The following is a 15310-nucleotide window of genomic DNA, read 5'->3' on the forward strand; positions in this document are numbered from 1 at the left end:
CCACGCCAGACTAACAGTCCCTTTTTCAACGATGAAGATCCCTGTCCTTGAGACTGTCATATCCCTATATCGCGGCAATAAAATTTAAAATTTTAACAATTCTCAAACAAGATATTACCGCCCTTGAGACAAGGGCGGTATCTTCCTTGCAATTATTTCAATAGTAGTACTAATTCAAAGATCTTCATGACAGGAACAAATTACATCGAACCGTGGAATGTACGGTTGATTACATCCATTTGTTGTTCACGAGTCAGCTTGATGAAGTTAACTGCATAACCGGATACACGGATAGTCAATTGTGGATAGTTCTCTGGGTGCTCCATAGCGTCCATCAGCTGTTCACGGTTAAATACGTTAACATTCAAATGCTGAGCGTTGTTATGGAAGTATCCATCCATCATGTGTACCAGGTTAGACTTACGGGAATCCTCGTCTTTACCAAGTGCCTTAGGTACGATGGAGAACGTATTAGAGATACCATCTTGTGCATCGGAGTAAGGCAGTTTAGCTACAGAGTTCAGGGAAGCCAAGGCGCCTTTCTTGTCACGTCCGTGCATTGGGTTAGCACCTGGTGCGAAAGGTTCACCTTTCTTACGTCCGTCAGGTGTAGTACCTGTCTTCTTACCGTACACTACATTCGAAGTAATGGTCAGTACCGATTGAGTCGGCACAGAATCACGATATGTTTTGTTTTTACGGATCATAGTCATGAAGGTTTCAACCAATTCTACTGCGATGCTGTCAACAGCATCGTCATTGTTACCGTAGCAAGGGAATTCGCCTTCGGTTTCGAAATCGATCGCAATACCTTGTTCGTTACGAATAGGTTTTACTTTGGCGTATTTAATTGCGCTTAGTGAGTCAGCTGCAACGGACAGCCCAGCAATACCACAAGCCATCGTACGCAGAATGTCACGGTCATGCAGCGCCATTTCGATACGTTCGTAAGAATATTTGTCATGCATATAATGAATGATGTTCAAAGTGTTAACATAAGTCTTAGCCAACCACTCCATCATCGGTTTGAAACGTTTCATTACTTCGTCATAATCCAGATATTCAGAAGTGATCGCTGGGAATTCCGGTCCAACTTGTGCTCCGGATTTTTCATCTACACCACCATTGATAGCATACAGTAATGCTTTTGCCAGGTTGGCACGAGCACCGAAGAACTGCATTTGTTTACCGATACGCATTGGAGATACGCAGCAAGCAATCGCATAATCTTCACCCCAGTATGGACGCATTACATCGTCATTTTCATACTGAATTGCACTAGTTTCGATGGAAACCTTAGCACAATATTTTTTGAAGGCTTCAGGCAATTTTTCGGACCACAGTACAGTTAAGTTTGGTTCCGGAGCTGGACCCAAGTTGTACAGGGTGTTCAAGAAACGGAAGCTGTTCTTAGTAACACGAGTTGTTCCGTCTTCAGCCATACCACCGATGGATTCAGTTACCCATGTTGGGTCGCCGGAGAACAGATCATTATAGTCAGGTGTACGCAAGAATTTCACGATACGCAGTTTCATTACGAAATGATCGACGATTTCTTGTACTTGTTCTTCAGTCAAAGTACCTTCAGCAATATCGCGTTCTGCATAGATGTCCAGGAAAGAGGACACACGGCCCAGGGACATCGCCGCACCATTTTGCTCTTTAACTGCTGCCAGATATCCGAAGTATACCCATTGAGTAGCTTCTTTGAAGTTGGTCGCTGGTCTGGAAATATCCATACCATGAGCAGCTGCCATTTCTTTCAATTCGCCAAGTGCACGAATTTGTTCGGACAGCTCTTCACGCAAACGAATGATATCTTCAGTCATGGAATCTACTTCAAGCTCAGTTTGTTGTTGTTTTTTGTCTTTAATGAGGAAATCAATACCGTACAGAGCAATGCGGCGGTAGTCGCCGATGATGCGTCCGCGTCCGTAAGCATCAGGAAGACCTGTAATTACGCCGGATTTACGCACAGCTCTCATGTCTGGTGTATATGCATCAAATACGCCTTGGTTATGCGTTTTGCGAATGTTCGTAAACATGTCAACGATGTTTTGTGGAAGCTCGAAGCCATAAGCCTTCGTAGCATCAACCATCATCTTGATCCCGCCGAATGGCTGGATGGAACGTTTGAAAGGAGCATCAGTCTGTACGCCTACAATTTGTTCCTTGTCCTTGTCAATGTAGCCTGGAGCATGTGAAGTGATTGTGGAGACAGTATCTAGGGAAACATCCCATACGCCGCCTCTTTCTCTTTCTTCCTTGCTCAATTGGGAAATAATCTTCCAGAGTTCAGTTGTGTTACTAGTAGGTCCTACGAGGAATTCTTCGTTTCCTTCATAAGGCTTAATGTTGCTTGCGATAAAGTTGTTAACGTCAACTTTTCTGGACCATTTACCTTTTGTAAAACTTCTCCAACCGGATTTCACTTCTTGTACATCTTTTTCAATCACCGACATGCTAAATCCCTCCATCTATATTTATATTATATTTGTAGAGATCGCGGGCTTGAAGGTTGATCCCGTGTCTCGTGATCCCAAGAAAAATATGGTTGTTCGAAAATTCACAATCATTGTTCCATATATGGGACCGTTGTTTATATAAACATTTTAGTTTATTTTCTATAAATAGACTGTGACAAATATCACCTTTCCGGTGATATTTGTCACTTATATCTAATCCACAACCATCCTATTATCTACTTAACCAAATATTAATTATCAAATCTTCCGTAGAAAGCATTACGATATACATCTGCAAGTTCAGATACCAGCGGCAGCTTAGGATTGGCAGTTGTACATTGATCTTCAAATGCACGGTCAGCCAAGTAATCTACATGGGATTCAAAATCCTTAGGATCAAAGCCCAATTGTTGGAAGGATTCTTCGATACCCAGTTTTTTGTTCATGTCGCGAATAGCATTGATCAGGCTAGTTACACCTTCTTCAGTTGTGCGAGCTGGCAATCCCAGAATACGGGCGATTTCTGCATAACGCTCGTCAGCTACGAAGTGTGAATATTTAGGGAACGAAGCGAACTTCGTAGGTTTCTTAGCATTGTAACGAATAACGTGTGGCATAAGGATCGCATTAGTACGACCGTGAGCAGTGTGATATTGACCGCCCCATTTATGCGCCAAGCTGTGGTTAATACCCAGGAAAGCATTAGCAAAGGCCATACCAGCAAGTGTTGATGCGTTATGCATTTTTTCACGGGCAACTCTGTCGCCTTCAAGAGCCGATTTTTCAAGGTATTGGAATACCAATTGGATTGCTTTAATTGCCAGACCATCCGTGTAGTCACTCGCCATAACAGATACATAAGCTTCGATGGCATGTGTCAATACGTCCATACCTGTATCAGCTACAGCAGTTTTTGGCAAGCTATATACGAACTCTGGATCAATGATAGCTACGTCTGGAGTTAGCTCGTAGTCAGCCAAAGGATATTTAGTGTGTTGTTCAGTTGTTTTATCGGTAATAACTGCGAAAGATGTTACTTCCGAACCCGTACCCGAAGTAGTTGGAATCGCTACAAACTTAGCTTTGTTTCCAAGTTTAGGGAATTTGTAAACCCGTTTACGGATATCCATGAATTTTTGTTTCAGACCATTAAAGTCTGCGTCTGGATGTTCATAGAATAACCACATTCCTTTTGCAGCATCCATTGGGGAACCACCGCCAAGTGCGATGATGCAGTCCGGTTGGAATCTGTTCATCATTGCTGTACCTTTTTCAACTGTAGTTGTTGATGGATCTGGTTCAACTTCCGAGAACACTTCGATTGCTACAGGAGTTTGGCGTTGACGCAGGTAATGTTCAACTCTTTCAACATATCCAAGCTTAACCATCATTGGGTCAGTGATAATTGCGACACGTGTGATATCAGGCATTTTGGTCAGGTACTGAGTAGCGCCTTTTTCGAAATAGATCTTGTCAGGTACTTTAAACCATTGCATATTCACGGTACGACGATTCACCCTTTTCACGTTGATCAAATTAATTGCTGTAACGTTTTGCGACACGGAGTTACGACCATAAGATCCGCAGCCCAGCGTCAACGAAGGGATGTTAGTGTTATAGATATCGCCGATCGCACCATGAGTGGAAGGCGAGTTAACGAGAATACGTCCTGTTTGCAGACGGTTAGAGAACTTCATGATTACTTCTTCGTTGTTGGAGTGGATAGCCGAACTATGGCCCATACCACCAAATTCAACAACTTGTGCTGCGCGTTCAATACCTTGATCTGCGTTTTTAACTTTGTAGCAAGCAAGCACAGGACTCAATTTTTCAGCGGACAATGGATATTTAGTGCCTACACCTTCAAGTTCTGCTACCAGAATCTTAGTGCCGGCAGGAACTTGAATGCCGCACATTTCAGCAATTTTCACTGCGGATTGTCCAACGATTGCTGGATTAACCGCACATTTATCAACGTTCATAGCGCCGCTAGTAAGTTTGGCAGCTTCTTCTTTGTTAACAAAGTAGCAGCCATTAGCGATCATTTTCTTTTTCACTTGATCGAAGATTGGTTCTTCGATAATAACAGCTTGCTCGGAAGCACAGATCATACCATTATCAAATGTTTTGGAAAGAATGATGTCCGTTACGGCTTGATCGATATCCGCGCTCTTTTCGATGAATGCAGGTACGTTACCGGGACCTACGCCAAGAGCTGGTTTACCACAGCTATAAGCTGCTTTTACCATTGCAGAACCGCCTGTTGCAAGAATAAGTGCAACGTCAGGGTTGTTCATCAAAGCGTTTGTTTTGTCCATCGTTGGCATTTCAATCCATTGGATACAATTCTCAGGTGCGCCAGCTTTTACAGCCGCATCATGAAGAATTCTAGCAGCTGCTGCACTACACTCTTGCGCAGATGGGTGGAAACCGAATATAATAGGGTTCCGTGTCTTAATCGAAATCAACGCTTTAAACATCGTGGTGGATGTAGGGTTGGTTACCGGTGTGATACCCATTACAATTCCGACGGGCTCAGCAATTTTTTGGAAGCTTTCATAAGCATTGTCTTCAATAACGCCTACTGTTTTATCGTATTTAATTCCGTGCCAGATATATTCTGTCGAGAAGATGTTTTTAGTAATTTTGTCTTCGTAAACCCCGCGGCCAGTTTCTTCTACAGCCAATTTAGCGAGGTACATATGTTTGTCGAGTCCAGCCAACGCCATTGCATGAACGATTGTGTCAACTTGCTCTTGATCCAGCGCCATGAATGCCTCATGTGCTTTTTTCGCTTTATCCACCAAAGTCTGAATATACTCTTCAGCGGTAGTTTGTTTAACTTGGGCGGCGACTTCGTTCTTAACTGCCATCTCCCTCGTCCTCCTGTCAATTTTTAGGTTGTTTTTCTCTACACATTTATCTTATCACATCATTTCCACCTTGTATAGTGAAATCTTTCACAAAGTATAAAGTTTTTTTGATTTGTTTTCAAAGCGCTTTCATTCGATCATTTTATAGGTTTTTTACCATTATTTATGCTGTAATATCCCTTAAATCTAAAGTTTATGTTTAAAAAGACAAGAACCAATACCCATTTTCTACCTTTCCGCTCGCAAAAATATTTTAAAAATGCAAATCTAATTTTGTTGACACTCTATTTTTCCCATGACCCTCTAAAAAATAGTCGGAAACCATCCGTTGGGTTGATTTATAAAAATATCAATAATATAAACATAAAAAAACCGACTCCTAATGGAGCCGGTTCTGTCCTTCCTTGCCTATTCTACTTTAATTGTATCGAAGAATTTCTCCTGCACTGTTTTTGCAGCAGCTTCAAGCTGTGTCTTGGAATCTGTTCCTTTTTTGGAGAACAGCTCTTGAATTACATTGGACATGGTTGCGTAGTAGTCCTGTGTATTGTATTGCGCTTCCGGTTTACCGTCCAGCAAGCCTAAAATATCAGGGCTGTATTGATATACATTTGTATATTTATCATACACAGCTTTTGTTTTCTTACCGAAGTCAGAATCTGCAGAATAGTAATCTAAGAGCGGCGGAATAAAGTATTTGCCATCCGTTGTACGTTGTTGCAGAACCGCATCCAGTGCTTCTAGACCTTTATCGGAGAAGTAATCAAATGTAATATAACGGAATGCCATTTCTTGCTCGTCTGGTGTTGCATTTGGATTGATTACAAGGTAGTCACCACCAAGTACCCCAGTGTGTTTTCCGCCTTTTTCCATCGCAGGCATTGGATACGTAAGTACATCTTCTGGTTTCAGACCGCCTTGATTCAACGCTTGCTCAATAACACCGTCAGATCCAGCCATTACCATTGCTGTACGACTTTGTTGGAATGCGCCTACAGCATCACCCCAGCCCAGTGCCCAGTCCTGAGGAATCGCGTTTGCTTCCCATCTAAGTTTCTTGTAGAAATCCAGCGCTTTAATCCCAGCCTCAGAATTAAAAGTAGCTACAACCTTACCGCCTTCAATCTTCTGAATTTCACCGCCAGCCTCGAACAGGAAGTTGGTCCAGTTCCAGCCTGCTTCATTCCCTTTACCCATTGGAGCAATACCGGAAATCCCTTTTTTGGTATCAGCTACACCTTTCGCGGTATTCAGCATATCATCCCAAGTCCAATCCATAGATGGAACAGCAACGCCTTTTTCATCCAGCATTTTTTTGTTGATCATTGTGGTTGTTACATAACCCTTTTGAGTAACGCCGAATACTTTTCCGTCAATGATAAATTGGTTTTGGAGAACCGGGTTAATTTGATCCTTAAATTCGTATTTATTCCACAGATCCGTAATGTCAGCTACCCAGCCTTTTTCAACTAGGAATTTTGCTTCTGTAGCGTAAGTGTTAAAGAAGGTTGGAGCTTCATTCGCTGCCATTTTGATGCCGATTTCACTTACATTGTACTGCCAATCGTCTTTGACGATTTCAACATTCGGATACTCCTCTTGGAAACGTTTGATCTTGTCATCTTCCTGTGCTCTAACTTCGGTTAGGTCAGGGGTTGGATAGTGAATTTTGATGGTCACTTTTCTTTGTGTGATATCATCAGTTGGCGCTGCTGTAGCACTGCCAGCATTATCTGTTGCAGCATTCGTTGGCGCAGTAGTCGCTTCCCCTTCCTTGTTTCCTGTTGTGTTTCCGTTATTGTTGTTACCGCCGCATGCGGTTAACAATGATCCGGCCACAAGGAGGCTTAGTAGCACGCTAGAGTACTTACGCATTGAAACTCCCCTTTTCAATTCATAGTTATCTTACATATCGATCATAAAAGAGAAATCGTTTACAAACGAGGTGCATTTATATTCCTTTCATGTGCATGTTTACGATCCGTGACTAGATTCGTCGATCCGCGCTTATCCCTTAACTGCTGATAATGCGACGCCACGCATAATGAACTTTTGGAAGATCAGGAAGACAAGGATCGGCGGCAACGATACGATAAATAGGATAGCGAATTTAATATTCGTATTAAGTGCCTTTACATTAATAACGTATTTATAGATTGCTGTCGCGAGCGTATATTTCTCTTCACTGTGCATAACCAGAGATGGCCAGAACCAGTCATTCCATGCAGTAGAAAAGATAAAGATCGCCAGCGTAGCAAATATCGGAACCGACAATGGCACTGCAATGGAGAAAAAGCTTCTCGGCTCAGAGGAGCCGTCAATCCGCGCGGCTTCAAAAATTTCAGGATGTATCCCATCAAAAAAGTTCTTTAAGAGTAGAAAATAGAATGTATTCGCACCAGCCGGCAGCCAAAAGGCAGCGTACTGATTCAGTAATCCAAGCTCTTTTAGATTGACAAAGTTGGGAATCATGTAGCTGGTCGCCGGAATAAACAATGTCATCAGGAAAAAGAAATAAATTGCCTTTCTGTAAGGAACATTCATACGAGAAATGCTGAAAGCAGACATTCCCAATACGACTAGTGTCACGACCATATTCCCCACAAAAATATAAATAGTGTTCTTAAGGAACATCAGCAGATCAATGTAGTTCATCGCTTCTTTAAGGTTGCTGAAGTGCCATTCCTGCGGGAAAAAATGCGGTGGGAATGAGTTCACCTCTTGATTCGATTTCAGTCCGTTAAATAACGTCATACAGATCGGATACAGCATGCTAAACACCATAATCAAAATAACCACGCACATCAAGCCATAAACGATCTTATTGCTTGTTTTTTTCAAATCATGTTCTGAGAGAATCCCTCTATCTGCGCTCTTCATCTTAGTTGTCCTCCTTGTTAAGCTTGAACTGTAAAATGCCCAAACCACCTAGGACTATGAACATTAGCATGCCAAGCGCAGTCGCTGTTCCATAATCGAGTCGCGTAAAAGCATATTTTACGATCAGCAGCGCATAGGTAAGCGTAGTATTATTCGGTCCACCATCAAGCAGCGCCATTTGTGACTGATACCCTTGTGAAGTCCCGATAATCTGTAATATAAACATCAAAATGATCAAATTACGCAGCGAAGGCAATGTGATGTACTTTATACGTGCCCACACACCCGCCCCATCAATCTCAGCTGCTTCATACCAATCCCGCGGAATGCTGAGTACAGCAGCCAAGTATATTAACATCCCTGATCCAAACTGCTGCCACGTCTCCATAAAAACAAGGGAAATCATCGACCACCTTGTATCTGTCAGGAAGGCAACCTGGTCCACACCAAGCGAGCTTAATACTGCATTGATTGGGCCCACAGGATCATAAAGCCATCTCCAGAGTCCATATAGCACCACACCAGGCATTACAAAAGGTAGGTAAGCCGCTACCCGTACAAAGCCCCCAAACCTTCTCAGCTCCGAGATCATAATAGCAAAAGCAATCGGAACCCAGAACCCGATAATAAGACATAGAAGCATGTAATACCCTGTATTTTTTAACGCGGTCAAAACATCCGGATCACTAAGGGCTCTAGCATAGTTCTCAAAGCCAACAAAGCTATTCCCTTTTACAAAATCAACATGGTAGAAGCTGTACAACAAGCCTTTAAAAATTGGCACCCACAAGAACATTACAAAAATAATCACAGCAGGTACGAGGAACATATATCCCCAAAAGTTTTTCTTCCAGCGGTTTTGCTTGTAAGGTGTACCCTTCAGCGCCGGCGGATTTTCGGATACAACTGCGGTTTGATTCATCAGGCTCCCTCATTCCATTTTTCTTTCAGCATTTTTCGCAAAATGCTTCCTACCTTAAATTGTAGAAAATGAGGGTTGTACTGAACATGTCTAAATCTACCGAAGTAGTATGTGTTTTTACTTCTTCAATTCACTGGGGCTAATCCCATAATATTTTTTGAAAATTTTACTAAAATGCTCCGGTGATTCATAACCTACACGCTCGGCGATTTCGTATCTGCGAAGATCTGTGTTCAAAATCATCTCCCGGCTTTCTTCCATCCGCAGCTTAATTACATATTCCCACAGGTTGTAACCTGTATTTTTCTTAAACAGATAGCTCAAATAATTGGGGCTGACATGGTTTTTCTTAGCCACTTCATGGATGGTTAATCCTTTTTGCGCATAGTTCTCGTCAATATACTCTCTCGCTTTCTCTACAATCAGATTGCTGCGTGTATGAAGCTCTTCTACTGAAGGATCGGTTGTGTAGCTGTTCCAATTAAAATCCCCGTAGTAAAACACATAATGGTCATTGTGTTCATTATTCCAGAGAATGGCTTTGGAGGCTTGACGGTTCAATACAGCCATAAAAGAAAGACCCTTGAGAATCTGGCTGATGCCGATAACTGCATTTAAGTGCAGATATTTTTGAATATTAAAATGAAGACTACGGCCAAGGATATCTAGCCTATTAATTTGGCTGGCAGACGAATCTTCATAGCTTTTTTCATCCCACTGAATAATGATCGTAATCTCTTCATCCTCTGCGTAAAAGGCTGTCGAGTTCCACTCCTGATCCATCAGCTCTTTGGCGATATTCAGCGCGGCATAACAAAGAAGCCGTCTGTCCCGCAGGGTGTAGTGCTTCTCCTGATTCGTTCCAGCCAGAGGCACCTTAATTTTTAAGACGGAAAAATACGGCCCTTGCAGCTTCAGGTTATCCAGCTTTTGCAAGCGTTCTGCATCACACAGTACACCTTCAGGCTCAATGAGCAGCTCATTCAATAACTTGCTGTATTCCGGAAGCGGCTCTTCCAGCCGAAAGCTTTCGTTAATTCCTGACATGAAAATATCCAATTCTGGTGATGGTTTCCCCATCTTAAGCAGCACATTTCGCACCGAATCCAGAAATTGCTCACTGTTCAAAGGTTTGATCAAATAATCCTTCGCTCCAAGCCTAACGGCCATTTGCGCATATTGAAACGTCTCGTGTGCAGAAATCACGATGGTCTGTACCCAGGGTTTGGCCAATTTTGCATGCTGCATTAGATCAATCCCGCTCATTGCACCCATCTGAATATCAGTAACGAGCAGGTCTATTTCCTCCATCCGAATGCAGTCCAGCGCTTCAAAACCACTGTTTGCTGTATAAATATGGTCTATGTTTAACCCCGAAGAAGCTAATAAATTGCTCAGCCCTTTACAAATCAAGGGTTCGTCATCCACAACTAATATATTGAACATATCTGTATGCTCCCCTTCCTTAGTCCTGATTCTCTGATTTCGGAAGCTTAACCGTCACCAATGTACCGCCCTCTTTACGAGGGGTATAGCTGATGCCATAATCAGAGCCGAAGTGTAAATGAATACGCTGGTTAATGTTGCGAATCCCGTAACCGCTGGCCGGATTTGGACTGTCGTCATTCAGCACAGCTTCGATGGCCTGATAATCAACAGTCTTATAGCCATTATCTTCAATCGAGATCTCGACGGTATCGTCCACACAAACTGCGCTAATGATGATTTCCCCATCCTCGCCCATATTTTTGACACCATGAATAATAGCATTCTCAATTAACGGCTGCAGGGTAATTTTAGGAATTAGATTTCTTTTCGTATCTGGATGAATCTCCATTACTACACGAAATATATAATCATACCGGTGCTGCTGCAGCTTGATGTAGGCCGTTGCATGCTCCAGCTCTTCTTCAAGGCTAATCAGTTCCCTTCCCCGACTGAGGCTAATCTTCATAAGCTTGGATAATTCCTTGATCATCTCGGCGGATTCAACGTTACCTTCCAGCGAGCTTTTCCAGTAAATACTCTCCAAAGTGTTGTAGAGCAAATGCGGATTGATCTGCTGATAGAGCAGTTGAAGCTGTGATTCCTTCTGTTTTAGCTCCATCTGGTATTTATAAGTAATTAGTCCATTTAGCCTGCGGGCCATGTCATAGGTAGATCCAATCAGCACACTGACCTCATCGTTACTCCCTCTTTTTGGTGTCTCAGGGACACGATTGCCTGGCTCAAACTTCCGGACGAAAAAAGCTAACTTTTGCAAAGGCGTCATTAATGAACGCCAGAAATAAGTAATCATGATTAATCCAAAAACAGCATAGGCCACAGTTATGTATTGAATCACACTTTTCATTTCGTTTTGTTGCTGCAGCAGCGCTTTTACGGCGATTTTGTAGACTAGCTTCTGTCCTAAGGCATGGTTATTATTGACCACATAAATAAAATCCGAGGTAATAACATCCACGGTTCCCTCCAAATCCTCAGCAACGACCGTCTCCGGCAGCGTAATGATCTCACCAGTATTATTCGTAGTAGAAGCGAGTACACGATTATCCAGATCTGTTAAGTAAATATCACCATCAGGCAACGATATGGATTTAAGGGATTCTCCGATTTTTGCGTCCATTTTGGTAATGACTAAAACCCCAATGGTCTCAGCTTTTCTGGAGATGTTATTGACAGCTCTCATATAGGTAAGAGTCTTCAAGTTTTCCGCTTGTGCACTTAGCTTCCCTGTAAATTTTAGAGATCCACGGCCCTTTTTCTGGACAACCTCCTCGAACCAATAGGGCTCTTCCGCTTTAGAAAAGAAATATACCCCCGCCTTCTTAACCTGTGGGAAATTGGGTGCAAAAAAATAATAATCCTCGGGATCGTATATATAAAGGGAATAATAGATGCCGTCCCCACGCTCCGCTCCCTGCGAGTAACTGACCAACAGCTTCTCTATCGTCTCATAACGTTTAACCCGCTCCAGAATGGTATCCGAACCCGTCATATTAATCTGTTGAATCAGAGGATTTTGAATTACAGTGGTAGTAATTTTATTTACGGTATCGATATCTCGGTTAATGATGGTGAAGTTTTGCTTGTTCAGCTCTACATAAGCATTCGTCACATGGCGCTTCAGAATTTGCTCAGCCTTCATATTCCCGTAAATGTTCAAAAACAGAATCGGCGAGATCATAATCAGAAACAGCAGGATAAGCTGTTGTTTGACGTTTAGCTTCAAAATCGGCCTAATCAGCCTAGACAACATCGAGATACACCTCCGGGTTCAATAACTATATCAAAGTGATAAACGCTTACATATGTTTATTTTAAAGTTTTTTATGTTCATTTGTATGTAGTTTTTTATGTTGGGCGGATAAAAAGAGCATGATGATATGTTCGCCACTACGTAGAGCGTTTGGGCTTACGATCGCTGTTATCCTCAGATTTCCTGATTTTATACCGCTGAGTGGTAGAAATCCGAGGATAAAGGCGACCACTGGCGTTTCTCCAGCTCCAAACCTCCACTTCGCAACTCCATCAACGGAACTCTAAAAACCGCAAACAGAAAAAGTGGGAGGCGACGTAAAGGACACTGCGTGGGGCTAGGAGGAATGAACTCTAAATGGAAGAAGTGCGATGTATGTTCTTGAACACTTGAATACTCAAGTACTTCAATACATGAATGTGCTTTGTTGTTGGGCGTCTGGATTACTTGATGTGCGATGGTGGTGCTTATTGTGCGTTGGATTGCTTGATGTGCGACTTACTACTTATTCGGCGTTTTACATTCCCACACACCCTCTTCACGATGAGTTATCGGACTCAGATGCAGCTATTGGGCTGATTTTTGGCTTTTACGGGGAGGTTCGGACTCCAGAGGCGTTATTCGTTCCAAACATGCGCGATACGCGGGCTTTTCGAGCCATTAGCGACTATGGAGTCCGATATCTTCTCAAATGAGCCGAATTATTACTTATAAAGACTATGAGGTCCGATACACTGTCCGAACTTTTGACTAACGTTCTGAATTACTTAATATGCAGCTAATAGCGACTATGGGATCCGATCACCGTCTGAGCTTAAGACTAACTATCTGAATTACTTAATGTGCAGCTCAGCTACTTATTCAGCGTTTACATTCCCACACACCCTCTTCACGTTGAGCGATCGGACTTAGATGCAGCTATTTGAACAAATTCCTGCTTTTACGGGGAGGTTCGGACTCCAGAGACGTTATTCGTTCCAAACATGCGCGATACGAGGGCTTTTCGAGCCAATAGCGGCTATGGAGTCCGATATCTTCTCAAATGAGCGTAATTTTGGCTAATAGCGACTATGAGGTCCGATACACTGTCCGAGCTTTTGACTAACTTTCTGAATTACTTAATGTACGGCTAATAGCGACTATGGGGTCCGATCACCGTCTGAGCTTAAGACTAACCTTCTGAATTACTTAATGTGCAGCTCAGCTACTTATTCGGCGTTTTGCATTCCCACACACACTCTTTTCACGATGAGCGATCGGACTCAGATGCAGCTATTTGAACAAATTCCTGCTTTTACGGGGAGGTTCGGACTCCAGAGGCGTTATTCGTTCCAAACATGCGCGATACGAGGGCTTTTCGAGCCAATAGCGGCTATGGAGTCCGATATCTTCTCAAATGAGCGTAATTTTGGCTAATAGCGACTATGAGGTCCGATACACTGTCCGAGCTTTTGACTAACGTTCTCAATTACTTAATATGCAGCTAATAGCATCTATGGGATCCGATCACCGCCTGAGCTTAAGACTAACTATCTGAATTACTTAATGTGCAGCTCAGCTACTTATTCGGCGTTTTACATTCCCTCACACACTCTTTTCACGATGTGCGATCGGACTCAGATGCAGCTATTGGGCTGATTTTTGGCTTTTACGGGGAGGTTCGGACTCCAGAGGCGTTATTCGTTCCAAACATGCGCGATACGCGGGCTTTTCGAGTCAATAGCGGCTATGGAGTCCGATAGGTTCTCAAATGAGCCGGATTATTACTTAAAGAGACTATGAGGTCCGATACACTGTCCGAGCTTTTGACTAACGTTCTCAATTACTTAATATGCAGCTAATAGCATCTATGGGATCCGATCTCCGTCTGAGCTTTAGACTAACTATCTGAATTACTTAATGTGCAGCTCAGCTACTTATTCGACGTTTTGCATTCCAACACACACTATTTTCATGATAAGCTATCGGACTCAGATGCAGCTATTTGAACAAATTCCTGCTTTTACGGGGAGGTTCGGACTCCAGAGGCGTTATTCGTTCCAAACATGCGCGATACGAGGGCTTTTCGAGCCAATAGCGACTATGGGGTCCGATAGGTTCGCAAATGAGCCGGATTATGGCTAATAGCGACTATGAGGTCCGATAGACAGTCTGAGCCAGCTAAATACAGAGACTTTGCACAAAAAAAGACCGCCCCCAAAGTCATCCGCTACTTTGGAGTCGGTCCCATGTTCATTTAGAGCTTTAGTCTGTCAGCAGCTCATACAACCCTTTAACGACCAGATCAGCTTCCTTCAGCACCTCAGGTTTGCCGATACCTACAACCTTCATCCCAGCAGCTTTACCTGCTTGAACGCCTGCCTCAGCATCTTCAAACACAACACATTCATCCGGCTGCAAGCCTATCTCCTGAGCCGCGATCAGGAACACCTCTGGGTCCGGTTTGGCTAGTGACACTTTGTTGCCGTCAACAACTGCATCAAATAAGTCTGTAATGTTCAGCTTATTCAAAATAAACTCAGCGTTCTTACTGGCTGATCCTAATGCAATCCCAATCCCACGTGATCTCAATCCTGTCAGGTATTCTTTCACTCCAGGCAGCAGCTCCGATTCCTCGAGTCGAGAAATGTATTCTACGTACAGGCGGTTTTTCTTTTCCGCCATTGCCTGCTTCTCTGCTTCCTCAAATTCCAGGCCACCCACTTCCAGCAGGATATCAAGTGATCTCATCCGGCTCACACCTTTAAGCCGTTCGTTATCCTCCTCCGTGAATTTAAAGCCAAGCTCATCTGCAAGACTCGCCCACGCCAAATAATGATATTTGGCTGTATCTACGATCACGCCATCCAGATCAAAGATGGCGCCTTTCATATTTTCCAACATTGATTTGCTTCCTCTCCGTTGTGTATTA

At 43.0% G+C, this 15310-nt stretch carries 8 protein-coding genes; all 8 read right to left on the reverse strand.

Annotation, left to right across the window (positions count from 1 at the left end):
• Positions 1-200 precede the first annotated feature (200 nt).
• Positions 201-2462, reverse strand: coding sequence for a formate C-acetyltransferase (gene pflB, locus MKY54_RS22280; RefSeq protein WP_076218917.1), 2262 nt, complete (start codon positions 2460-2462; stop codon positions 201-203).
• A 254-nt stretch (positions 2463-2716) separates the two neighbouring features.
• Positions 2717-5338 carry a bifunctional acetaldehyde-CoA/alcohol dehydrogenase gene (gene adhE, locus MKY54_RS22285; protein ID WP_036682925.1) on the reverse strand — a complete coding sequence of 874 codons (2622 nt, stop codon included), beginning with the start codon at positions 5336-5338 and terminating at the stop codon, positions 2717-2719.
• A 408-nt stretch (positions 5339-5746) separates the two neighbouring features.
• The gene (locus MKY54_RS22290) at positions 5747-7213 is read right to left on the reverse strand and encodes an extracellular solute-binding protein (RefSeq protein ID WP_076129626.1); all 1467 of its coding nucleotides are present in this window, start codon (positions 7211-7213) and stop codon (positions 5747-5749) included.
• Between the two features lie 132 nt (positions 7214-7345).
• Positions 7346-8218, reverse strand: a complete 873-nt coding sequence (locus tag MKY54_RS22295; protein ID WP_036682930.1) for a carbohydrate ABC transporter permease — start codon at positions 8216-8218, stop codon at positions 7346-7348.
• A 1-nt stretch (position 8219) separates the two neighbouring features.
• Entirely contained in the window at positions 8220-9140 is a 921-nt protein-coding gene (locus MKY54_RS22300; protein WP_076129625.1) for a sugar ABC transporter permease, read from the reverse strand.
• Positions 9141-9257: 117 nt separating this feature from the next.
• Complete coding sequence (locus MKY54_RS22305; RefSeq protein WP_076278412.1) at positions 9258-10586, reverse strand: response regulator; 1329 nt, start codon at positions 10584-10586, stop codon at positions 9258-9260.
• 19 nt (positions 10587-10605) lie between these two features.
• Positions 10606-12399 carry a histidine kinase gene (locus tag MKY54_RS22310; protein WP_076184180.1) on the reverse strand — a complete coding sequence of 598 codons (1794 nt, stop codon included), beginning with the start codon at positions 12397-12399 and terminating at the stop codon, positions 10606-10608.
• Positions 12400-14643: 2244 nt separating this feature from the next.
• Entirely contained in the window at positions 14644-15282 is a 639-nt protein-coding gene (pgmB, locus tag MKY54_RS22315; RefSeq protein ID WP_076280499.1) for a beta-phosphoglucomutase, read from the reverse strand.
• Positions 15283-15310: the final 28 nt, after the last annotated feature.

The organism is Paenibacillus sp. FSL P2-0121 (genome assembly GCF_037975345.1).
Lineage (GTDB): Bacteria > Bacillota > Bacilli > Paenibacillales > Paenibacillaceae > Paenibacillus_AQ > Paenibacillus_AQ odorifer.

Bases quoted from the DNA above. Each gene is read 5' to 3' on its own strand.
- pflB (WP_076218917.1), bottom strand. From the start codon at position 2,462: ATGTCGGTGATTGAAAAAGATGTACAAGAAGTGAAATCCGGTTGGAGA.
- adhE (WP_036682925.1), bottom strand. From the start codon at position 5,338: ATGGCAGTTAAGAACGAAGTCGCCGCCCAAGTTAAACAAACTACCGCT.
- MKY54_RS22290 (WP_076129626.1), bottom strand. From the start codon at position 7,213: ATGCGTAAGTACTCTAGCGTGCTACTAAGCCTCCTTGTGGCCGGATCA.
- MKY54_RS22295 (WP_036682930.1), bottom strand. From the start codon at position 8,218: ATGAAGAGCGCAGATAGAGGGATTCTCTCAGAACATGATTTGAAAAAA.
- MKY54_RS22300 (WP_076129625.1), bottom strand. From the start codon at position 9,140: ATGAATCAAACCGCAGTTGTATCCGAAAATCCGCCGGCGCTGAAGGGT.
- MKY54_RS22305 (WP_076278412.1), bottom strand. From the start codon at position 10,586: ATGTTCAATATATTAGTTGTGGATGACGAACCCTTGATTTGTAAAGGG.
- MKY54_RS22310 (WP_076184180.1), bottom strand. From the start codon at position 12,399: ATGTTGTCTAGGCTGATTAGGCCGATTTTGAAGCTAAACGTCAAACAA.
- pgmB (WP_076280499.1), bottom strand. From the start codon at position 15,282: ATGTTGGAAAATATGAAAGGCGCCATCTTTGATCTGGATGGCGTGATC.